The sequence below is a fragment of the Yersinia aleksiciae genome (genome assembly GCF_001047675.1).
GTDB lineage: Bacteria > Pseudomonadota > Gammaproteobacteria > Enterobacterales > Enterobacteriaceae > Yersinia > Yersinia aleksiciae.
Genome location: NZ_CP011975.1, coordinates 2445352 through 2467707 on the forward strand (window position 1 = coordinate 2445352; position 22356 = coordinate 2467707).

Consider the following 22356-nt stretch of genomic DNA (forward strand, 5'->3'; position numbering starts at 1 on the left):
CCCTTATTGTGGTTTCAACATGGCGATCATGAAGTCTTTGGCACTCTCGACCTTGCCTTGCTGGATAGCAGCAGCCGGATCAACGTGTTTCGGACAAACTTCAGAACAGTAACCGACGAAGGTACAGCTCCAGACACCATTTTTACCGTTAAGCTGAGGCATACGCTCTTTCTTGCCGTGGTCACGGTTATCCAGATTGTAACGGTGAGCCAGCGTAATGGCGGCCGGGCCGATAAACTCTGGATTCAAGCCAAACTGCGGGCAAGCGGCGTAGCACAGACCACAGTTAATGCAGCCGGAGAACTGATGGTATTTTGCCATCTGAGCTGGCGTCTGCTTATTCGGGCCGTCTTTCGGTTTCCGCTCGTTGCCAATAATGTACGGTTTGATGGCTTCCAAACTTTCGATAAAGTGAGTCATATCAACCACTAAATCGCGTTCGATTGGGAAGTTACCCAACGCCTCGACCTTCATCCCGGCAGTATATTCGCGCAGGAAGGTTTTACAGGCCAGCTTCGGTACTTTGTTGACCATCATGCCGCACGAACCACAAATCGCCATTCGACAAGACCAGCGATAAGAGAGATCCGGTGCCAGGTTATCTTTGATATAGCCCAACGCATCCAGCAGAGAAGTTTGCTCATCGTAAGGCACTTCAAAGGTTTCGAAGTGAGGTTCGCTATCACGTTCTGGGTTGTAGCGCATGACCTCCATTTTCAGGACTTTCATATCAGTCATTCGCCTGCTCCTTATCCTTCAAATCTTTTGCATCTTTTGCATCTTTCGCATCTTGTGCTGTGGCTTCACCACCATAAACACGTTTTGCCGGTGCCAGCTTGGTAATTTTTACGTCGCTGTATTCAAGGCGTGGTGCGCCGCCTGGGGTATGGAAGGCCAGCGTGTGTTTAAGGAAATTAACGTCATCACGCTCGGTACAGCCTTCATCCAGACGTTGATGAGCACCGCGAGACTCTCTGCGGTTCAGTGCTGAGTGAGCCATACATTCAGCCACATCCAAGCCGTAACCTAGTTCAATGGTGTACAGCAGGTCTGTATTGAAAACACTGGAGTTATCGGTGATTTTCACGCGTTTGAAGCGCTCTTTCAACTCGGCCAGTTTATCCACGGTTTTCTGCATCAGTTCCGGTGTGCGGTAAATGCCGCAACCTTCCTCCATCGACAGACCCATTTCATCGCGGATTTTGGACCAATTCTCCGTCCCTTCCTGTTTCATCAGGTTGCTCAGGCGAGTTTCGACGTCTCGAGTCTGGGCATCCAGCGCGCTGCCATTTGCTGGGCCAGTTTCCATGGCGCGCAGTGCGGCTTGTTCGCCTGCCACACGGCCAAAGACCACTAATTCAGCCAGTGAGTTGGAACCTAAGCGGTTAGCACCGTGCAGACCAACAGAAGAACATTCGCCGACGGCAAACAGCCCTTTGATGCGGGTTTCACACTGCTGGTTGGTTTCGATACCGCCCATGGTGTAATGCGCGGTTGGCCGCACTGGGATCGGTTCTTTTACCGGATCGACGCCGACATAGGCTTTTGCCAGTTCACAGATGAACGGCAGGCGCTCAAGCAGTTTCTTCTCGCCCAAATGGCGCAGATCCAGATAGACCACATCACCACGTGGCGTGGCGATAGTGCGGCCAGCCCGCCATTCATGCCAGAAGGCTTGCGAAACTTTATCGCGTGGGCCTAATTCCATGTATTTGTTTTTTGGCTCGCCAAGCGGGGTTTCTGGCCCCATGCCGTAATCCTGCAAATAGCGGTAGCCATCTTTATTGACCAAAATACCGCCTTCACCACGACAACCTTCGGTCATCAAGATGCCAGAACCCGGCAGGCCGGTTGGGTGATATTGCACAAATTCCATATCCCGCAGCGGAACGCCGTGGTGGAATGCCATCCCCATACCATCACCGGTAACAATACCGCCGTTGGTGTTATAACGATAAACACGGCCCGCACCGCCGGTAGCCATGACCACGGCATTCGCTCTGATTTGTACTCGGGTGCCTTCCATCATATTCATGGCAACAACGCCACGCGCTTGACCATCATCGACCAAAATATCTAGGACGAAATGCTCATCAAATCGCTGAATTTGCGGGTATTTCAACGAGGTTTGGAACAGGGTATGTAACATGTGGAAGCCGGTTTTATCAGCGGCGAACCACGTACGTTCAATTTTCATCCCACCAAAGCGGCGAACGTTAACTGAGCCATCAGGTTTGCGGCTCCACGGACAGCCCCAAATTTCCAACTGCGCCATCTCTTCCGGGCAGCTGTGGACAAAATGGTCAACAACATCTTGTTCGCATAACCAGTCACCACCGGCTACGGTGTCGTGGAAATGATAGTCAAAGGTATCGTGGTCCTGCGTGACGGCGGCTGATCCCCCTTCGGCAGCCACGGTATGGCTACGCATCGGGTATACTTTCGAGATCAGAGCAATCTTCAGCTGAGGGTTGGCTTCCGCTGCGGCTATTGCTGCACGTAAACCAGCGCCCCCGGCCCCGATAATGGCAAGATCGGCGTTAAAGGTTTGCACTGCGCTTCTCCATTGTTCAAGTGAAAATCTTATACCCTTCGTCCTTGATGCCACAGCGAGTTAGCTGCGACGTCAGCGACTTCGGCTATATAAAGTGAATCTCTATTCTTAATAGGCTTTTTAGTATTATTATCTGGCTAACTTATTAGCCGGTAACGAGAATCATGGTATTAAGAATAGCTATTTCTTACTTTTTGTATGGGAATAATTATACCCAATGCTAAGTGGCAGAAATTTGATGTGATCGATTGTTTTGTTTTATTTGAACCGCCTCAAGGGCATTACTGCCAAAAACGTGATCCCAAACAGGATCTGCTGGGTATATTCATTTTTCGCAGAGTGAAATGCTGAATTCGTCGGAGAAACTGCCGGGAAGGGGGACAGATTTGTCTGAGGGAGTAGATGCGAGTAGACTGCATCCCCTGTTTGATTTCGGAGTTAACCACCATGAGCGAAACGGCAAGCTGGCAGCCGAGTGCACCTATCGCCAATTTGTTGAAGCGCGCAGCAATAATGGCAGAGATCCGGCGCTTTTTTGCCGATCGTGGCGTATTAGAAGTTGAAACGCCCACCATGAGCCAAGCGACAGTGACGGACATTCATTTAGTCCCATTCCAAACCCGGTTTGTTGGCCCGGGCGCTGCCGATGGTATGACGCTATACATGATGACCAGTCCGGAATACCACATGAAGCGCCTGCTGGCGGCGGGCAGTGGCTCTATCTATCAGTTGGGCCGCAGTTTCCGTAATGAAGAAGCGGGCCGTCATCACAATCCTGAATTCACCATGCTTGAATGGTATCGCCCGCATTATGATATGTATCGCTTAATGAATGAGGTTGATGACCTGTTGCAGCAAATTCTGGATTGCAATAGTGCGGAAACACTCTCTTATCAGCAGGCTTTCCAGCGTCATCTGGGGATTGACCCACTATCGGCAGAAAAAACGCAATTACGTGAAGCGGCAGCAAAATTGGATTTAGGCAATATCGCGGATACCGAAGAAGATCGCGATACGCTGCTGCAACTGCTGTTTACTGTCGGGGTCGAGCCACACATTGGCCGTGATAAACCCGCTTTTGTTTATCATTTCCCTGCATCACAGGCATCTCTCGCCGTGATCAGCACTGAAGATCACCGTGTAGCCGAGCGTTTCGAGGTTTACTTCAAAGGCATTGAGCTGGCGAATGGCTTCCATGAGCTGACTGATGGTGATGAGCAGCTGCAACGTTTTGAGCAAGATAATCGCAGTCGCGCTAAACGCGGTTTACCGCAGAACCCAATAGACATGAATCTCATTGCCGCCCTGAAACATGGCTTGCCGGATTGTTCTGGCGTAGCGCTAGGGGTTGATCGTTTGGTGATGTTGGCGTTGGGTGCAGAAAGGTTGAGTGATGTTATTGCCTTCCCAGTCGATATTGCCTAATTCCTCTTCGTCCTTGGCGCCGCAGCGGTGTTCGCTGCACTCGCTCACCCGAATCACTTACTACAGTAAGCTCATCGGGATGCGCTCACTTGCTGCCTTGCTGCAACACCAATGACTTTGAGGAATGCGAGTGTCCTTGGCGCCGCAGCGGTGTTCGCTGCACTCGCTCACCCGAATCACTTACTACAGTAAGCTCATCGGGATGCGCTCACTTGCTGCCTTGCTGCAACACCAATGACTTTGAGGAATGCGGGTATCCCTGGCGCCGCAGCGTTGTGAAAAGAAATGCCCTGAACCTTCACAGGTCAGGGCATTTTTGTTTCTTACTCACTGATTGATATTACAAACTGCCCGGAGTACGGGTACGGTTTGACGAAACCACACGGCCACGCCCCAGTGTTTCCAGACGCGCCTGGAATGGCGGGAATGGCAGAGTAATGCCGTGCTCGCGGTAACCGGCCAGAATCAGCTGGTGGATCTCATGGCGCAGCGGCATACGATGGCCCATTTCGGCGGCGTAAATTCGCAGTTCGAAAATCTGAATCCCTTGCTGGAGGTCAACCAAATAGACCTCCGGTGGCGGGTTATCCAATACCAGCGTACAGCGGCGGGCGGCGGTCAGTAACACTTCCGTCACCTCCTCGCTGCTGGTTTCAGCCGGTGCTGGCACTGTCAGTACCACACGGGTAATCGAGTCCGACAGCGACCAGTTAATAAATTGCTCAGTGATAAATGCCTTATTTGGCACGATGATCTCTTTGCGGTCCCAGTCAGAGATGGTGGTGGCGCGGGTATTGATTTTGGTCACGCTACCGGTGAGATCACGGATAGTCACGGTATCGCCAATACGGATCGGCTTTTCGAACAAAATGATCAGGCCAGAGACGAAGTTGGCAAAAATCTCCTGCAAACCGAAGCCCAACCCTAAACCCAGTGCGGCAACCAGCCATTGGAATTTCGCCCACTCGATCCCCAGCATCGAGAAGCCGAGCAAACCGCCAAACAGGATCAACAGATATTTGGTGATGGTGGAGATGGCATAACCTGTCCCCGGCGTTAGATCCAAATGCTGCAACAGTGCCAGTTCCAGCAGGGCGGGCAGATTGCGCACTAACTGAGTGGTGACTATCATCACCAAAATGGCGATCAACAGTGATCCCATGGTGATCGCTTGTACCGACTCAATCCCATTAATGGTGGATGAAACATCCCACAGGCGAATGTTTTCCAAGAAACCAAACGCGGAGTGGATCTCAGACCACAGGGCGATCACCGAAACCAAGGCGATCATGGTGAGGATTGATCGTACTAGCCGCAGCGACTGGGCGCTGATCACGTCCAGATCAATGACCGGCTCTTCGACATCAATGGAACCTTCGGTGCTGTTATTGTGCGGCGAATCATCTTCGCCTCGCGCACGTTGCGCCAAAATATCGGCTCGCCGTTGTTTCGCGCGGTCAAAGGCAATACGGCGGCGCTGAATTAGCATCCAACGGCGGATAATATGGTAAACCACCAGCAGGAAGAACCAGATGGCGACCGAGGTCTCCAGACGCGCCAGCAGTGCCTGCGAGGTGGTGAGATAACCCAGTGCTGATGCCAGCGCGGCAATCAACGGCGCGGAGAGCAACAGCCCCCACAGCGCCGAGTTAACAATATTTTCCCCTGACCCTTTTTTATCCAGATAGAGCGGGATGCCAGCCCGTTTCAGGCTGTTGGTCACCAGACTTAAGGCGATACACAGCAAAATAAAGCATAACCGACCAAGGGTGCCGGCAAATTCACGGTCGTTATAATTCTCAAAAGTGATCAGGGCCATCATCAATGGAATAATCAGCCACACCGACATGCGATAGAAGCGCATTGCTCGCCCGACTTGCGCCGGTGACCAGCGGAAATGGGTGATAAACAGGCCATGGGGATGGGCAAATGAGGCGCTGATCATAAACACCCACAGCACTGGCACGGTAGCGGTGACCCCATTACCAATGGCAATTGCCATTGGGTAGGACCAGGCATTTTGCAGGCCATAACCGAGAGCCGCCCATAAAACAGGCAGCGGCAGGGCCATCAGAATCGACCAAAATACGGTACGTAATGTCAGCGAAAAATGGTCTTGTGTCACTTTACCCACTCGGCTGCTGGCGCGCTCAAGGAAGGCATGATAGTGGCGGCGTGAACTGATACTGAAGCCAACAAACAGCAGGGCGGCAATAATTGGCAGCAATGTCTCCTGGCTGGTCATCATCATGACGAATGCGCCGCTCAGCTGTGAAAGGGTATCCAGCGATAGCAAGCGGGTGAGGTCATGGGCGACGTTAATCGGGTAGGAGAGTGATATCGGGCTGACATCCGCAACCCAGAACAGGTAACGGTGGGTGGCCTCGCGGACTTCACTCAGCGCATCGACCAACTGACTGTTCGCGACTTTCAGCTTGGTTAGCTCGAGAATTTGGGTGTCATAACCGGAGATCAGAGAATTGAGCAACTCGCGCTGCGTGCGCCACTGGGCATCCAGAATACGTTGTTGCTCAGTGGTCAGTGGTGTCCCATCATTTTGTTTTAATTTAGTATTTTGCTGCTGCAACTTATCCAGCATGTCATCGTATTGCAGGCGCTGAACCCGCAACTGCGCCATATCGCGATCTAACTGTTGTGATTTCGGCACATCGGGCAATCTGGCGACCTGCGCACGTAGTGTCTCTCCCAAAGCGGTGGAAACACCCAGCCACTGGGCTTGCTCACGAATGGTACTGAGTGCTTGCCGGACTTGCTGCGTCTGCGATACCGCCTGACGTTGCTGTGAAGAGATTAGGTCAATGCGCTGCGCTTGCTGGTTCAGTGCCTGAGACAACTCACGGTTTATCTGCAACTGCTGGATAATGGATTCAGGTAAATCACCGCCTTGCTCGGCCAGCAGTTCGGTGCGTTCCAGCGCCTGTTCCGCCGCCTGTTGGCGCTGATTATTCAATGTATTACGTAAAGCTTGAAGCTGGATATCCACCCGCTCTTGGCGTTTTTTGTACAACTCAGCCCGTAGCCGTGACAGCTCCTGCCGGTTATTGGCTGAAAGCTGAGAAAGCTCTAACTCATTGGCTTTTGCTTTGCGGGCCACGGCTTCCGCCTGCAATAACGCCAACTGCGCCTGTGCGACAGGGTTTGCTGGGTTACTTTGCGCCTGAAGCCGCGTACTGATTTCGGTCAGAATACGTCGTGCTTCTGATTGCTGCTGTGGCAGTTGGTTGAGGGACTCGCTGATCTCGCGTGCACGATCCTGCTCTTGCTGCGATAGGCGGTTCAACTCCAGCAACTGGCTGCTGACTTGCAACACTTGCTGCTCTAGCTCGGACGTGGACAAATTGCTGGGTACAGGCAGGGGTTTATCCCCTTCCTGCGCCAGTTCTTGGCGTAATTCGCGGGTCAGCTTGGGGAAGTCATCAATCGCTTTTTGATACTGCTGGGCGCGGATATCAGACTCTTTGGCATCCGCCAGCCAGCTTAAGGCCCCTTGTAACGCCTGAATAATTTCTGCCTGATTGGCCATCCCTTTATTAGCTTCAGCCTGCTTTAGCTCCTGCCGGAGCTGATCTTCATTGGGCTGGGTTGCCGCATAAAGCGGCAGGGAGAGCACCATGACAAATGACAGTAATACGCCAGAAATCATGAATTTACTGAACGACATGAGCTTGGCAAAAGGCCGAGAAATTATGGGTCGCACGTAAGGGTTCCTTAACATCAGCAGAAAACTAGCACGGCGGAGTGGTAGGGACGGCTTCGGCTAAGACTTCACCCATGCGGGTGATAGTGCCGCTGTTTAGCTGTGGCGCTAAATACACTTTACCTTCAGCGAACAGGTTAATCACCGTAGAACCTAACTTAAAGCGGCCCATTTCCTGCCCTTTCTCCAGTACAACCGCGCCTTCAGTGCCTGCTTGCGGGTATGTCCAGCGGCGAATAACACCCTCGCGCGGTGGAGTAATGGTGCCTGCCCAGACGGTCTCAATGCTGCCAACAATAGTGGCACCGACCAGAATTTGTGCCATTGGGCCAAAATCAGTATCGAAGATGCAGATCACGCGTTCATTACGGGCAAACAGATTCGGCACATTCGCCGCAGTCAATGGATTGACCGAGAACAAGTCGCCTGGCACATAAATCATTTCACGCAACATACCGTCACACGGCATATGTACGCGATGGTAGTCACTCGGGGCCAGATAGGTTGTTATAAACTGACCATTCTGGAACTCGGCGGCCAGCATATAGTTACCTGCCAGCAGAGCCTCCAGACTGTAGTTGTGGCCCTTGGCCTGCAAAATCTGCCCCTCACGAATCGCGCCTAATTGGCTGATTGCACCATCAGCGGGTTGGGCCAGGAGGTTATCTTCTGCCGCGATCGGGCGTACACCTGCGCGTAGCGGGCGCACAAAGAATTCGTTAAAGCTGCGATAAGCGGAGAATTCAGGGTCCTGAGCTTCTGTCATATTGACTTTGTAATAACGGGCAAAGGCTTTGATAACCAGTTGAGTCAACCAGCCGCCTTGTTTATCTGCACCCCAGCCAGCCAAACGGGTCAGGCCCTGTTTTGGGAGCAAATATTGTAATCTGATTTTGATACTGTCTAGCACGTCGACCTCATTAGGTAAGTACGCTTTTACTTGGCGTTACCGGTTGCTAGCGGTAACGCCAAGTATTTTGGGTTATGGGTATCTCAGAGGAAGCCCGCGATTAAAACATCATTTCTCGTCGCTATCTGATGTCTTGCGAGGTTTCGCCTGCTCCATACTTTCCAGAATTCGATGGTAATTATCAAAGCGCTCTTCGGCAATTTTGCCTTGTTCCACCGCTTCACGCAGAGCACAGCCAGGATCATTGGTATGGCTGCAATCACGGAACTTGCAATGACCGAGATAATCACGGAATTCGACAAATCCTTGGGTGATTTGTTCCGGAGCCAGATGCCAGAGGCCAAATTCACGCACCCCCGGTGAATCAATCACATCGCCGCCATGCTGGAAATGATACAAGCGAGCAGCGGTCGTGGTGTGTTGGCCTAGGCCGGAGTTATCCGAAACGGTATTCACTAGAATTTCGTTATCCGTTGGTGGTAACAGGGCATTTAACAGGCTGGATTTACCCACGCCAGACTGACCGGCGAAGATACTGATTCGCCCAGCCAGTGCCTGCTCAAAGGCCTCCATACCTTCACGGGTTTGGCTAGAGACTTCGAGCACGTTGTAGCCAATGCGACGATAGATATCCATCATGCCATCAACGAATTTACGGCCATCGGCATCCAGTAAATCGATTTTGTTCAGCACGATTAATGGCTCGACATCCAGTGTTTCGCAGGCCACCAGATAGCGATCGATAATATTAAGGGAAAGTTCAGGTAAAATCGCCGATACGATCACGATCTGATTGATATTGGCGGCGATCGGTTTCACGCCATCATAAAGATCAGGGCGCGTCAGAACGGAGGTCCGCTCATGAACCGCTTCGACGATACCTTTAACCCGCACACCTTCCTGCGCTTGCAGGCCGGGACGCCAGACCACACGGTCACCCGTCACCAGTGACTTGATGGTGCGGCGGATATTACAACGGTGCTGAACGCCATCAGCGGCTTCAACATCGGCATGCTGACCGAAACGACTGATTACGATACCTTCTTGCGCATCGCCAAGCTGAGAGTCATCTAACTCAGGTTTTCTATCAGTGCGTAGCCGGCGCTGATGGTTCGCCTGCACACGGCGTTGTTGACCTTTGGACAGTTTATTCTTACTCACTGTGCCTCACTTGATTTCGCATATATCGCTGGTTGCGACCAAAAGGGCTATGATACACATAATTTTATCAATTAACCCTTTGTTCGGTTGACTCACCCGCTAACAGGCAGGAAATAAAATGGCAGAGAACCAAAATAATTTGATCTGGATTGATCTGGAAATGACCGGTCTTGATCCTGAACGAGATCGGATCATCGAGATCGCAACGCTGGTCACCGATGCTAATCTTAATATCTTGGCAGAAGGCCCAGTGATGGCGGTTCATCAGTCGGATGAGCAGCTTGGGCTAATGGATGAGTGGAATGTACGTACTCACACCGGCAGTGGTTTGGTTGAGCGGGTAAAAGTCAGCCCATTCAGTGACCATGATGCTGAGCTGCAAACCATTGAGTTCCTGCAACAGTGGGTACCGGCAGGTGTTTCACCGATTTGTGGTAACAGCGTGGGTCAAGACCGCCGCTTCCTGTTCCGCTACATGCCGGAGCTTGAAGCCTATTTCCATTACCGCTATCTCGATGTCAGCACCTTAAAAGAGCTGGCACGCCGCTGGAAACCTGAAATTTTGGCCGGTTTCAAGAAGCAGAACACCCATCAAGCACTGGATGACATTCGTGAGTCGGTGGCAGAGCTGGCCTATTATCGCGAGCATTTCATTCAACCTTAATCAGACGGTGCTGGTAAAAACATCGTATTGCTGTTTTAATCAGCACTTGAACTAAAAAATGATTTTTTTGCTTTCAGGGGCTTGCGGCAAAACGGATTTCTCGTATAATGCGCACCCCGTACCGATGAAGAATTCGCAAGCATGCGCGGACCGATTCAGTACAGGAAAATAGTATCCCGAGCGGGAATAGCTCAGTTGGTAGAGCACGACCTTGCCAAGGTCGGGGTCGCGAGTTCGAGTCTCGTTTCCCGCTCCAAATATTTAAAAGTAGTGGCAGAAGCTAACAGTATCAGTGAACCCTCACTAATACATGTGATGCGGGAATAGCTCAGTTGGTAGAGCACGACCTTGCCAAGGTCGGGGTCGCGAGTTCGAGTCTCGTTTCCCGCTCCAATCTTCAGCCATGAATACCAAATGCCGTCGGATGACAGCAGGGTGCAACAGCATCTCAATGCGGGAATAGCTCAGTTGGTAGAGCACGACCTTGCCAAGGTCGGGGTCGCGAGTTCGAGTCTCGTTTCCCGCTCCAAATTTTTTATTCAATCCTAACTTAATTATCCACAGCCATGTCATGTGCTGTACCGCGTTCTACACACAATGTATTAACTTCTTCAACAGAGTTATCCACAATTTCTGTTCTTTTTGTATTCAGCTCATAATTTGAACGATTCTATTTCCTGTTTTTTATCTGTTTGATTTAACGAAATATATTTTTATGTGAAAACGTTATGCTGATCACTTGTGCTTTTTTTTGCGCTTGATTGCCAAGGCGTTTTTATTTTTATGCACAGGAAAAGTCCGAGCTTATTCATGACCGAAATAATAGAAAAAGTGATACCTAACCGCATTTAGTTTCAGGTTATTAAGGGGGGATCTCAGGCGTCGCGTGGCAGGCCCTTTTCAATGGCCCTCACCAGCCGTTTTTTCTGTGGTGATTGGACATCCACAATCAGTGTAGACCGTCTTTTCAATTGTTGTGATATTGCCCAATCAATATGTTCATCCAGCATCGGGTGCATACCTCGGCGCGCTTCCAGTGCCAACACAATAGTATCGAGATAGGGCGCATTCCCCAGCGCGACTGATATATTGCGTAGCCAGCGTAGGTGACCAATACGCCTGATGGCAGAACCTTCTGTTACTCGCAAAAATTTCTCTTCATTCCAGGCAAATAGATCCAGTAACTCTGGCGTATGCAGCACGGCGCGCGGGCTGAAATCTTCTTCATCCGTTAATTGGGAGAAGCGGTTCCAAGGGCAGATGAGCTGGCAATCATCACAGCCATAAATGCGATTGCCCATCAGTGGACGAAATTCTTCAGGTATCGCCCCTTCTAACTCAATGGTCAGATAGGAGATACAGCGGCGCGCATCAACGGTGTAGGGGGCAACGATGGCCCCCGTCGGGCAGGTGGTGATGCAGGCGACACAGCGGCCACATTGCTCTTCTTGCGGTTTATCGACGGGTAGCGGCAGATCAATTAGCAACTCACCCAGGAAGAACCAGGAGCCAGCATCACGATTTAAAATCAGTGAGTGCTTACCAACCCAGCCAATTCCCGCTTTGGCTGCCAATGAGCGCTCCATAATTGGCGCAGAGTCGACGAACGGACGGAAATTGATCGCTTGCTGCTCAAGGCAATAGCTTTGGATCTGGTCACCCAATTTTTTCAGCCGCTGGCGCAATAATTTATGGTAGTCACGGCCCAATGCGTAACGGCTCACATAACCTAAAGATGAATCTTTCAATGTGCTGGCAAATGCCGCCTTGGCTGGCAGATAATTCATCCGCACACTGATCACCCGTAACGTCCCTGGCAATAACTCATGGGGCCGGGCGCGCAACATACCGTGGCGGGCCATCCAAGCCATTTCACCATGATATTGTTTATCAAGCCAAGCCTGCAAACGCGGTTCTTCCGCAGACAAATCAGTATCGCAAATACCAACTTGCTGGAAACCTAGCGATTGCCCCCATTGCTTGATATGTTGGGCTAATTGATTCAAATCGAGGGGGTGTGTCATGACGGACCATAGTAAGAAACAAATCGGGGTTAGTTTACCACACTCTGTTTTTTCTGCGGACTGGGTGCGTCAGAACGAGGCTATCGCGGCGGCACACTTCTCCCTGAACCTATTTGATCTGATGGTCAGAGCCGGTGATGCGGCGTTTGAATTGGCACGTAAACAGTACCCAACTGCACGTCATTGGCTCATTTTATGCGGTCACGGTAATAACGGCGGCGATGGTTATATCGTGGCTAATCGGGCATTGGCGGCAGGGTTGAATGTGACACTCATCGCCTGTCCGGGCAACCGTCCACTGCCTGCCGAAGCGCATCAGGCACAATCCCAGTGGCTAGCGGCAGGGGGAGTTATTAATCCGCCTGATATACCATGGCCGTCACATGTCGATTTGATTATCGATGGCCTGTTGGGTATTGGCCTGCGTGCCGCGCCGCAAGGCGTTTATGCGACCCTCATTGATACCGCGAACCGCCATCGGGCGGCGAAGATTGCCTTGGATATTCCTTCCGGACTCAGCGCTGACAGTGGTGCCGCCCCCGGTTCTGTCATTCGCGCGGACCACACCTTGACGTTTGTTGCGCTGAAGCCTGGTTTACTCACTGGGCAGGCCCGTGACTGGGTGGGCCATTTACACTGCAATGACTTGGGGCTGACGCAATGGCTGGCCGCTCAACCGGTGCAAATTGAGCGCATGACCGCTGAGCATCTGCCGCAATGGCTCAGACCGCGCCGCCCCTGCGCCCATAAAGGAGAACATGGACGATTGTTATTGGTCGGTGGTGACAAAGGACTGGGGGGCGCGATTCGGATGGCAGGTGAGGCTGCGTTGCGTAGCGGCGCTGGGCTGGTGCGAGTGCTCACTCACATTGAGCATGTGGCACCGATTCTGGCCGCTCGTCCAGAGTTGATGGTGCAGGAATTAACCGATGAAACCCTTGAGCAAAGTATTCGCTGGGCTGATGTATTAGTGGTCGGTCCGGGGCTGGGGCAATCGGACTGGGGCAGGAATGCGCTGAATTTATTGCAACAAAGTGATAAACCAGCATTATGGGACGCAGATGCACTCAACTTACTGGCATTAAATCCGCTGAAGCGTCAGAATCGAGTATTGACCCCGCATCCGGGGGAAGCCGCTCGTCTGCTTGGGTGCCGCGTCGCTGATATTGAGAGTGACCGCTTACTTTCCGCCCGTAACATCGTTAAACAATATGGTGGTGTGGTGGTTCTGAAAGGGGCTGGTACCCTGATTGCCAGTGAGCAGGGTGAGATGGCGATTGCGGATGTCGGTAATGCGGGTATGGCCTCCGGCGGCATGGGGGATATTCTGTCCGGCATTATTGGTAGTTTGATAGCACAAAAGCTGGTGCTGTATGATGCTGCCTGCGCGGGTTGTGTTGTGCATGGCGTTGCCGCAGACAAACTGGCTGAAGTTCAAGGCACCCGGGGTTTACTGGCCACAGATTTGCTGCCAGTTATTCCGAAGTACGTTAATCCTGAGTTAGCAAGATAGATATCACAGAATGAAAGAACTCGTTTTACCTTTGCCTGATGAGGCAGCGACCGTTGCATTAGGGGCCACTTTGGCCCATGCCTTCAATGGCGCCAGCGTTATTTATCTCTTCGGCGACTTAGGTGCCGGAAAAACGACCTTTAGCCGTGGCTTCCTTCAGGCCCTTGGCCACCTTGGGCATGTTAAAAGCCCCACTTATACCTTGGTTGAACCTTATGCGTTGACCCCAAGGCCGGTTTACCATTTTGACCTCTATCGTCTGGCTGATCCTGAAGAGCTGGAGTTTATGGGGATTCGCGATTATTTCGATAAACAGGCAATTTGTCTGGTGGAGTGGCCGCAGCAAGGGGCTGGCTTCCTGCCTCAGGCGGATGTTGAGCTGCATTTGGCTTATCAGGACGAAGGGCGTGAAGCTCGCCTGATGGCTATTTCTGATGCGGGTGCTGATGTGTTGCGCCGTTTAGCGGCTGTGCAAGGATAATTTGATAATGATGCATGGCTTAATAAAATTGAATGGCATAGCGCGACTGAATCACTGGAAACGTGCATTGACCGCTGTAGTGCTGGTGATGGTGGGGTTGTTCACCCTGCCTTCAGCATTGGCGATGAAACTGACCGATATTAAAGTCAACAATGGCCCAACTGAGAGCAGGGTTACGCTCAGTTTTGATGGCAAACCGATCTACGCCTTTTTCTCCTTAAACGGGCCAGAACGTGTGGTGTTGGATGTCCGCCAAAGTGGCAATCTTTCAGGTTTACCGCTTGAATTTAGCGGACAGAATCTGCTGAAAAGAATTCGCTCCAGTACCCCTAAAGATGAGCAAAGCACCCGTCTGGTGCTGGAACTGACGCAAAAAGTGAAAACTCGTGCGGTCACTCAGCAGTCGGGTAACAATTACACGGTAGTCATTACCATGACCGCCACCGATAGCGCCCCTGCTCGTCAGACACAGGTCTTAAGTCAGACTAATACACCTAGCCCTAATGCGGGGCGATTGGCGTCACAGGCGACGAATCCGACTAGCGCCGCACGGATAACCCATTCCAACACCACTTCGGTGGCGAAGAACCCGTTTAACAATAAGCCCACAGTGGTGGTGAGCAGCGAAAGCACGACGACGAATACTGCTCGCCCGATTAAAACCGCCAGTGTCGCCAACAGCGATCGTGTGGTGGTGGCTATTGATGCGGGGCACGGGGGTCAGGACCCTGGTGCTATCGGGCAAAATGGCCTGAAAGAGAAGAATGTCACTATCGCCATTGCGCGTCGGCTTGAGGCGCTGCTTAACAGCGATCCGATGTTTAAACCGGTGTTAACCCGCAATGGCGATTACTTCATTTCAGTGATGGGTCGCTCTGACGTGGCACGTAAACAGAGTGCTAACGTACTGGTTTCCATTCATGCCGATGCGGCACCTAACCGCAGTGCCACTGGGGCCTCGGTCTGGGTACTCTCTAACCGCCGTGCTAACAGTGAAATGGGGAGTTGGCTGGAGCAACATGAGAAGCAATCCGAACTGCTGGGCGGCGCGGGTGATGTGTTAGCCAACACGGCGTCGGACCCCTATTTGAGTCAGGCGGTGCTGGATCTGCAATTTGGTCACTCCCAGCGGGTAGGGTATGACGTTGCTACCAAAGTGCTGCGTGAGTTGCAAACCATTGGCGACATCCATAAACGCCTCCCTGAACACGCCAGTCTTGGGGTGTTACGTTCACCGGATATTCCGTCGTTGTTAGTGGAAACCGGCTTTATCAGTAATAGTACGGAGGAGCGGCTGCTTGGCAGTAGCGCGTATCAGGAGAAGATTGCTCAGGCCATTTATAAAGGCTTGCGCAGTTATTTCCTTGCGCATCCGCTACAAGCCGACCCAAAGGTCGAAAACCGTCCGCGAATCGAAACCGCGGCGGTTGATTCATCCTCACAGCGTTCAAGTGTTAATCAACCCGATCCGGTTATCAGCAATGCGCAAAGCAGCAGGGGATCTGCCGCCAAACCGATCGTGACGGGTAAAAGCCATGTCCATAAAGTGCAGCGTGGTGAAACCTTATCCGGTATCGCCAGTCAATACGGTGTCAGCATGGCGGTGTTGCGGCAGAATAATACGCTGAAAAATGATGTGGTCTGGGTCGGACAGCGGCTGAAAGTCCCTGCTTCGGGCAGTGCGGCTGCGGCAGTCACGCCAAAAGCAACAGCGTCAGTTAGAGCGAAACCGAGTAAAAGCCAGCCCGTTAAGCATCAGGTAAAACGTGGCGATACGCTGTCCGCCATTGCCGCCAGATACGGTGTGTCGATGAGCGAGATTGAGCGGGCGAATAAGATAAAATCAGGTAATGTCCAACTGGGGCAAACCCTGACGATTCCACAGTCATAAGCGAAAGGAACTGCTATGCCGATTCAGATTCTGCCACCACAGCTCGCTAACCAAATTGCCGCCGGTGAAGTGGTAGAGCGGCCTGCATCGGTAGTGAAAGAGTTGGTAGAAAACAGTCTGGACGCGGGTGCGATGCGGATTGATATTGATATTGAGCGCGGTGGGGCGAAACTTATTCGTATCCGTGATAACGGTTGCGGGATTAACAAAGAGGACTTGGCGCTGGCATTGGCACGCCATGCCACCAGTAAAATAAGCTCGCTGGAGGATCTGGAAGCCATCCTCAGTATGGGGTTTCGTGGTGAAGCACTGGCCAGTATCAGCTCCGTCTCGCGTCTGATTCTGACGTCACGGACTGCCGAGCAAAATGAAGCCTGGCAGGCTTATGCGGAAGGTCGCGATATGGCGGTGACTATCAAACCGGCTGCGCATCCCGTGGGTAGCACCCTTGAAGTGCTGGATCTGTTTTACAATACGCCCGCCCGCCGCAAATTTATGCGAACCGAAAAAACCGAGTTTGGCCATATTGATGAAGTGGTGCGGCGCATTGCGTTGGCGCGCTTCGATGTGGCTATCAACTTGAGTCATAACGGTAAATTAATGCGCCAGTACCGCGCGGCAACCGACCCTTCTCAACATGAGCGCCGTTTGGCCGGTATCTGTGGTCCGGCGTTTTTGCAGCATGCACTGGCGATCTCTTGGCAGCATGGTGATTTGACCATCCGTGGTTGGGTGGCGGACCCCGCGGCGAGTCGCACACTCGGTGAAATGCAGTATTGCTACGTAAACAACCGTATGATGCGCGACCGACTGATCAACCATGCGATCCGTCAGGCTTATCAGGATTTACTCAAGGATGACCAGCAGCCCGCTTACGTTTTGTATCTGGATATCGACCCCCATCAGGTAGATGTCAATGTGCATCCGGCGAAACATGAGGTGCGCTTCCATCAGGCGCGTCTGGTGCATGACTTTATCTATCAAGCCGTGACCACGGTTTTACAACAAACCGCCACCCCAGTTCTGAACGTCAATGAAGATGGCGAAGAGATCGAGGCACCACGCTGGCAGCCAGAAAACCGCGTGGCGGCAGGGGTGAATAAATATGCGCAACCGGAACCGGCTAAACCCCTTCCGGCAGAGCGAAACGCGGCCCCTGAACGGGTATCACCGGTCCGCGAACAGGCGGCCACAGCTTATAGCACAGGCCAGCCTTACCAAAAACAACAAGGCGAGTTATATCGCCAACTGGTACAACCGGCTGCCGTGAGTCATTCCGCAGAACCGCGCCCACCCGCAGCCGCACCACCGCTACCACGGCAAACGCCCGCTGACGCACCTCTTCAGGGAGATCATTACAGTTTTGGTCGGGTGTTAACCGTATTCCCACCTTGCTATGCTCTAATTGAATATAAGCAAGGCGTCGCATTACTTGCACTGAAGGTTGCCGAGCGTTGGTTAAAACAAGCTCAGTTGAATCCGCCACCAGAGGGGTTACGCCCTCAGCCGTTACTCATCCCATTAAAACTGACACTGGATAAAAATGAGGCCGCGGCTTGCCAGCGCCATCAGAAATTGTTGGTGACTATGGGGATAGAGCTGGCTGTCGAACACGGAAAAGCGACCTTACGTGCCGTATCTTTACCATTACGCCAACAAAATTTACAAAAACTGATACCGGAACTGTTAGGCTATCTGTCGCAGCATGAAGAGATATCGCCAGATGCTTTGGCCACATGGATTGCCCGCCACCTTGGCAGTGAACATGAGGTTTGGAATGTGTCTCAAGCGATACAGTTATTGACGGACGTTGAGCGTCTTTGTCCGCAGTTGGTGCAATCACCCCCTGCTGGGCTATTACAACCTATTGATATAAAGGCTGCATTGGCAACCCTGACTCATGAATGATATTGAAAATAGAGACCGGCCACCGGCAATCTTTGTCATGGGGCCAACCGCTTCAGGTAAAACAGCGCTCTCAATTGCGCTGAGACAGCGGCTACCTGTGGAGTTAATCAGCGTCGATTCTGCCCTGATCTATCGAGGTATGGATATCGGCACGGCTAAGCCCAGCGCAGAAGAGCTGGCGTTAGCACCACATCGCCTGATTGACATCCGCGACCCGGCTGAATCCTACTCAGCCGCTGATTTTCGTAAAGATGCTCTCAAAGAGATGGCCGACATTACCGCTGCCGGGCGAATTCCGCTGCTGGTGGGGGGGACGATGTTGTACTTTAAAGCGCTATTGGACGGTTTATCGCCGTTGCCCTCTGCCGATCCGCAAATACGCCAGCGTATTGAAGAGCAGGCAGCGGAGCTGGGTTGGGAGGCATTGCACCAGCAATTGGCTGACATTGATCCTGTCTCGGCGGCGCGAATTCATCCTAATGATCCCCAACGGCTCTCTAGAGCACTGGAAGTTTTTTTTATTTCAGGTAAAACTTTAACGGAACTGACTAAAATTTCGGGTGAAACCTTACCTTATCGGGTTCACCAATTTGCGATTGCGCCTGTTAGCCGGGAGCTTCTGCACCAGCGGATTGAATTACGTTTTCATCAGATGTTGGCGGCAGGGTTTGAAGCAGAGGCTAGGGCGCTTTTTGACCGCGGTGACTTGCATACGGATTTGCCTGCCATTCGTTGTGTGGGATACCGGCAGATGTGGTCTTATCTGTCCGGTGAGATTGATTACAACGAAATGGTTTACCGCGGAGTTTGTGCGACACGTCAACTGGCAAAGCGCCAAATGACCTGGTTACGGGGCTGGAGTTCAGTTCAGTGGCTCGACAGTGATAAGCCGGGAGAGGCTTTAGACTCTGTAATACAGGTTGTTAGTGCATAGGTTGAATGATTGTGTACAATTGATTAGTACTCAACGCGCGGATTTTTTTTTTACGCAGTTTATTTTTGAGCCGATAGGTTCTTAGTTAAAAACAACAAGCAAATAAGGAAAACATAGAATGGCTAAGGGGCAATCTTTGCAAGATCCGTTCCTGAACGCATTGCGTCGTGAACGTGTTCCGGTTTCTATTTATTTAGTGAATGGCATTAAACTGCAGGGCCAAGTTGAGTCTTTTGATCAGGTTGTCATTCTGTTAAAAAACACAGTCAGCCAGATGGTTTATAAACATGCCATCTCTACTGTAGTGCCTTCCCGCCCGGTTTCGCATCACAGCAATAATCCGAGTGGTAGCACCAATAATTATCATGGTAGTAATCCGTCTGCGCCGCAACAGCCGCAGCAGGATAGCGATGACGCTGAATAAAGCGCATTGTTGGTCGACCATGACGGGGAACATAAGCAACGGATTCGGGCTTATGTTCTCCGCACTAGCGGTTTTGATCCGTTTGAGAGGTTGCACGTTTGTTTGACCGCTATGAAGCCGGTGAGCAGGCCGTACTGGTCCATATCTATTTCTCGCAAGACAAAAACTCAGAAGATCTGCGTGAATTTGAAGCGTTGGTATCTTCTGCGGGCGTAGAGGCTTTGCAAATTGTGACGGGTAGTCGCAAAGCACCGCACCCTAAGTACTTTGTTGGCGAAGGAAAGGCCGTAGAAATTGCTGACGCGGTAAAAGCCAGTGGCGCGTCTGTTGTCTTGTTCGATCATGCTCTATCCGCAGCGCAAGAGCGAAATCTTGAGCGTTTGTGTGAGTGTCGAGTCATTGATCGTACTGGGCTAATTTTAGATATTTTTGCCCAACGGGCCCGTACCCATGAAGGTAAATTACAGGTCGAGTTAGCGCAATTGCGCCATATCGCGACCCGTTTGGTACGTGGCTGGACGCATCTTGAGCGTCAAAAGGGGGGGATTGGCCTAAGAGGGCCAGGTGAAACCCAGTTGGAGACTGACCGCCGCCTGTTACGCGACCGTATCACTTTGATTTTAAGTCGTTTAGAGCGTGTGGCTAAGCAGCGTGAGCAAGGGCGGCGTGCGCGTACCCGTGCTGATATTCCGACAGTATCCTTGGTGGGATATACCAACGCCGGTAAATCCAGCCTATTTAACAAAATTACGGCAGCTGATGTTTATGCGGCTGACCAATTATTTGCCACGCTGGATCCAACATTACGCCGCATTAATGTGGCTGATGTGGGTGATACAGTATTGGCGGATACGGTAGGTTTTATCCGGCATCTGCCGCACGATCTGGTTGCTGCTTTTAAAGCGACATTACAAGAAACGCGGCAGGCTTCATTACTGTTACACATTATTGATGCAGCTGATCCTCGGGTAACTGAGAATATGGCCGCCGTCGATACTGTTTTGGCAGAAATCGAAGCCGATGAAATACCTACATTATTAGTAATGAATAAAATTGATTTGTTGGATGATTTTGTCCCGCGAATTGATCGCAACGAAGACAATCTGCCAGTCAGAGTTTGGCTTTCAGCTCAAACCGGCGCAGGGATCCCGTTGCTCTTTCAAGCGTTGACGGAGCGCCTTTCAGGTGAGATCGCACACTATGAATTGCGTTTGCCGCCTCAGGCAGGTCGTCTACGTAGCCGTTTTTACCAGCTTCAGGCAATTGAAAAAGAGTGGATAGACGAGGACGGGAACGTCGGTATGGTGGTAAGAATGCCTATCGTGGATTGGCGTCGTCTCTGTAAACAAGAGCAAGAATTGATCAGTTATATTCAAAGTCATTGATTATCAGATCTTTCTTGTGAAATTAAGAGCCAGCGTTTTTGGCATGTGCTCTTGGCCTGAAGAAAACCAATCATAGAAGAATGGAGCTAAAACATGGCGTGGAATCAGCCCGGTAATAACGGACAGGACCGCGATCCGTGGGGGAGCAGCAATAATAATGGCGGCAACTCTGGCGGAAATAACAATAATAAAGGTGGCCGTGACCAAGGGCCGCCTGATCTGGATGATATCTTCCGTAAACTGAGCAAAAAACTGAGTAGTCTCGGTGGCAAAGGTGGCGGAAGTGGTAATGGCAACAACGGCGCGACACAAGGCCCTGGTTTCAGTGGTCGTATTGTGGGTATCGCAGTAGTTGCGGTTGTGGTTATCTGGGCAGCAAGTGGTTTCTATACAATTAAAGAAGCTGAGCGCGGTGTTGTGACTCGCTTGGGTAAATTAAGCCATATCGTGCAGCCTGGTTTGAACTGGAAACCCACCTTTATCGATGAAGTGACCCCGGTTAACGTGGAATCCGTACGTGAATTGGCCGCTTCTGGTGTCATGCTGACCTCCGATGAGAACGTAGTTCGCATCGAAATGAACGTGCAGTATCGCGTGACAGACCCGGCCGCTTATCTGTTTAGCGTGACGAATCCGGATGATAGTCTGCGTCAGGCAACAGACAGCGCAGTGCGTGGTGTTATTGGTAAATACACCATGGACAAAATTCTCACCGAAGGCCGTACCATCGTTCGTAGCGATACTCAGCGTGTACTGGAAGAGACTATTCGTCCGTACAACATGGGGATAACGCTGCTGGACGTTAACTTCCAGGCAGCTCGTCCGCCGGAAGAAGTTAAAGCGGCATTTGATGATGCGATTGCAGCCCGCGAAAACGAACAGCAATATATTCGTGAAGCGGAAGCCTACACCAACGAAGTCCAGCCACGTGCTAATGGTCAGGCGCAGCGTCTGTTAGAAGATGCTCGTGCTTATGCCGCACGTAAAGTGTTGGAAGCGCAAGGTGAGGTAGCTGGTTTTGCCAAGTTGCTGCCTGAGTATAAGGCTGCACCAGAAATTACCCGTGAGCGTCTATATATAGAAACCATGGAGAAGGTCTTGGGCAAAACGCGCAAAGTGCTGGCTAATGACAAAGGCAATAGTCTGATGGTGCTGCCATTGGATCAAATGCTGCGCGGTCAAGGGGTAGATAAAGCGGATGGCAACAAAGACACCAGTCTGCTTCGTTTGAATCCTCCTTCCTCTGCTAATAGCAGCCAAGAGTCTGGTGCAAGTAATTCAAGCTCAACCAGTGGCTCTATCATGGATCAGCGCCGAGCGAATGCTCAGCGTGATACTTCCACTCGCGTAGGGAGAGAATAACC

Annotated in this window: 16 protein-coding genes and 3 tRNA genes; 13 read left to right on the forward strand and 6 right to left on the reverse strand. The window is 51.6% G+C overall.

Translation table 11 applies throughout. From position 1 onward, the window contains the following. Nucleotides 1-3 precede the first annotated feature (3 nt). Nucleotides 4-738, reverse strand: a complete 735-nt coding sequence (locus ACZ76_RS11065) for a succinate dehydrogenase/fumarate reductase iron-sulfur subunit (RefSeq protein ID WP_032898196.1) — start codon at nt 736-738, stop codon at nt 4-6. Then, a complete protein-coding gene (gene frdA / locus ACZ76_RS11070) occupies nt 731-2554 on the reverse strand; it encodes a fumarate reductase (quinol) flavoprotein subunit (RefSeq protein ID WP_048618987.1) in 1824 nt (607 codons plus the stop codon). Before frdA ends, ACZ76_RS11065 begins: the two co-directional genes overlap by 8 nt. 447 nt (nt 2555-3001) lie before the next feature. Between frdA and epmA the strand changes: the two genes are divergently transcribed. Further along, nucleotides 3002-3979, forward strand: a complete 978-nt coding sequence (gene epmA, locus ACZ76_RS11075; RefSeq protein WP_048618988.1) for an elongation factor P--(R)-beta-lysine ligase — start codon at nt 3002-3004, stop codon at nt 3977-3979. A 340-nt stretch (nt 3980-4319) separates the two neighbouring features. Here the strand turns inward: epmA and mscM are convergent, their stop codons facing one another. From mscM to rsgA, 3 genes are all read right to left on the reverse strand, one after another. After that, nucleotides 4320-7697, reverse strand: a complete 3378-nt coding sequence (gene mscM / locus ACZ76_RS11080) for a miniconductance mechanosensitive channel MscM (RefSeq protein ID WP_374700735.1) — start codon at nt 7695-7697, stop codon at nt 4320-4322. Nucleotides 7698-7725: 28 nt separating this feature from the next. Beyond that, complete coding sequence (asd, locus tag ACZ76_RS11085; protein WP_048618989.1) at nt 7726-8607, reverse strand: archaetidylserine decarboxylase; 882 nt, start codon at nt 8605-8607, stop codon at nt 7726-7728. 108 nt (nt 8608-8715) lie between these two features. Beyond that, nucleotides 8716-9768: a small ribosomal subunit biogenesis GTPase RsgA gene (gene rsgA / locus ACZ76_RS11090; RefSeq protein WP_005275771.1), complete on the reverse strand. Its 1053-nt coding sequence runs from the start codon at nt 9766-9768 to the stop codon at nt 8716-8718. Between the two features lie 118 nt (nt 9769-9886). Between rsgA and orn the strand changes: the two genes are divergently transcribed. From orn to ACZ76_RS11110, 4 genes are all read left to right on the forward strand, one after another. Further along, nucleotides 9887-10432: an oligoribonuclease gene (orn, locus tag ACZ76_RS11095; RefSeq protein ID WP_048618990.1), complete on the forward strand. Its 546-nt coding sequence runs from the start codon at nt 9887-9889 to the stop codon at nt 10430-10432. A 180-nt stretch (nt 10433-10612) separates the two neighbouring features. Beyond that, nucleotides 10613-10688: transfer RNA gene (locus ACZ76_RS11100), tRNA-Gly, on the forward strand. 61 nt (nt 10689-10749) lie between these two features. Then, nucleotides 10750-10825, forward strand: a tRNA-Gly gene (locus tag ACZ76_RS11105). A gap of 60 nt (nt 10826-10885) precedes the next feature. Next, nucleotides 10886-10961, forward strand: a tRNA-Gly gene (locus ACZ76_RS11110). A gap of 346 nt (nt 10962-11307) precedes the next feature. Here the strand turns inward: ACZ76_RS11110 and queG are convergent. Beyond that, nucleotides 11308-12456, reverse strand: a complete 1149-nt coding sequence (queG, locus tag ACZ76_RS11115) for a tRNA epoxyqueuosine(34) reductase QueG (protein ID WP_048618991.1) — start codon at nt 12454-12456, stop codon at nt 11308-11310. Here queG and nnr point away from each other — a divergent pair. From nnr to hflK, 8 genes are all read left to right on the forward strand, one after another. Next, nucleotides 12455-13969, forward strand: coding sequence for a bifunctional ADP-dependent NAD(P)H-hydrate dehydratase/NAD(P)H-hydrate epimerase (gene nnr / locus ACZ76_RS11120; RefSeq protein ID WP_048618992.1), 1515 nt, complete (start codon nt 12455-12457; stop codon nt 13967-13969). The two genes, queG and nnr, sit on opposite strands and share 2 nt — an antisense overlap. A gap of 10 nt (nt 13970-13979) precedes the next feature. Beyond that, nucleotides 13980-14450 (forward strand): tRNA (adenosine(37)-N6)-threonylcarbamoyltransferase complex ATPase subunit type 1 TsaE, encoded by a 471-nt coding sequence (gene tsaE, locus ACZ76_RS11125; protein WP_048618993.1) that lies wholly within the window; start codon nt 13980-13982, stop codon nt 14448-14450. A gap of 7 nt (nt 14451-14457) precedes the next feature. After that, nucleotides 14458-16341, forward strand: coding sequence for an N-acetylmuramoyl-L-alanine amidase AmiB (gene amiB, locus ACZ76_RS11130; RefSeq protein ID WP_374700733.1), 1884 nt, complete (start codon nt 14458-14460; stop codon nt 16339-16341). A 15-nt stretch (nt 16342-16356) separates the two neighbouring features. Beyond that, a complete protein-coding gene (gene mutL, locus ACZ76_RS11135; protein ID WP_048618994.1) occupies nt 16357-18249 on the forward strand; it encodes a DNA mismatch repair endonuclease MutL in 1893 nt (630 codons plus the stop codon). Next, nucleotides 18242-19183, forward strand: coding sequence for a tRNA (adenosine(37)-N6)-dimethylallyltransferase MiaA (gene miaA / locus ACZ76_RS11140; RefSeq protein WP_048618995.1), 942 nt, complete (start codon nt 18242-18244; stop codon nt 19181-19183). Before mutL ends, miaA begins: the two co-directional genes overlap by 8 nt. A 118-nt stretch (nt 19184-19301) precedes the next feature. Beyond that, complete coding sequence (gene hfq / locus ACZ76_RS11145; protein WP_048618996.1) at nt 19302-19607, forward strand: RNA chaperone Hfq; 306 nt, start codon at nt 19302-19304, stop codon at nt 19605-19607. A 98-nt stretch (nt 19608-19705) separates the two neighbouring features. After that, a complete protein-coding gene (gene hflX / locus ACZ76_RS11150) occupies nt 19706-20992 on the forward strand; it encodes a ribosome rescue GTPase HflX (protein ID WP_048618997.1) in 1287 nt (428 codons plus the stop codon). A 93-nt stretch (nt 20993-21085) separates the two neighbouring features. Beyond that, nucleotides 21086-22354: an FtsH protease activity modulator HflK gene (gene hflK / locus ACZ76_RS11155; RefSeq protein ID WP_048618998.1), complete on the forward strand. Its 1269-nt coding sequence runs from the start codon at nt 21086-21088 to the stop codon at nt 22352-22354. Nucleotides 22355-22356 lie beyond the last annotated feature (2 nt).

Excerpts from the sequence above, each read along its gene's own strand:
- nnr (WP_048618992.1), top strand. The coding sequence starts at position 12,455 with ATGACGGACCATAGTAAGAAACAAATCGGGGTTAGTTTACCACACTCT.
- ACZ76_RS11065 (WP_032898196.1), bottom strand. The coding sequence starts at position 738 with ATGACTGATATGAAAGTCCTGAAAATGGAGGTCATGCGCTACAACCCA.
- mutL (WP_048618994.1), top strand. The coding sequence starts at position 16,357 with ATGCCGATTCAGATTCTGCCACCACAGCTCGCTAACCAAATTGCCGCC.
- amiB (WP_374700733.1), top strand. The coding sequence starts at position 14,458 with ATGATGCATGGCTTAATAAAATTGAATGGCATAGCGCGACTGAATCAC.
- epmA (WP_048618988.1), top strand. The coding sequence starts at position 3,002 with ATGAGCGAAACGGCAAGCTGGCAGCCGAGTGCACCTATCGCCAATTTG.
- queG (WP_048618991.1), bottom strand. The coding sequence starts at position 12,456 with ATGACACACCCCCTCGATTTGAATCAATTAGCCCAACATATCAAGCAA.
- orn (WP_048618990.1), top strand. The coding sequence starts at position 9,887 with ATGGCAGAGAACCAAAATAATTTGATCTGGATTGATCTGGAAATGACC.
- hfq (WP_048618996.1), top strand. The coding sequence starts at position 19,302 with ATGGCTAAGGGGCAATCTTTGCAAGATCCGTTCCTGAACGCATTGCGT.
- miaA (WP_048618995.1), top strand. The coding sequence starts at position 18,242 with ATGAATGATATTGAAAATAGAGACCGGCCACCGGCAATCTTTGTCATG.
- tsaE (WP_048618993.1), top strand. The coding sequence starts at position 13,980 with ATGAAAGAACTCGTTTTACCTTTGCCTGATGAGGCAGCGACCGTTGCA.
- hflK (WP_048618998.1), top strand. The coding sequence starts at position 21,086 with ATGGCGTGGAATCAGCCCGGTAATAACGGACAGGACCGCGATCCGTGG.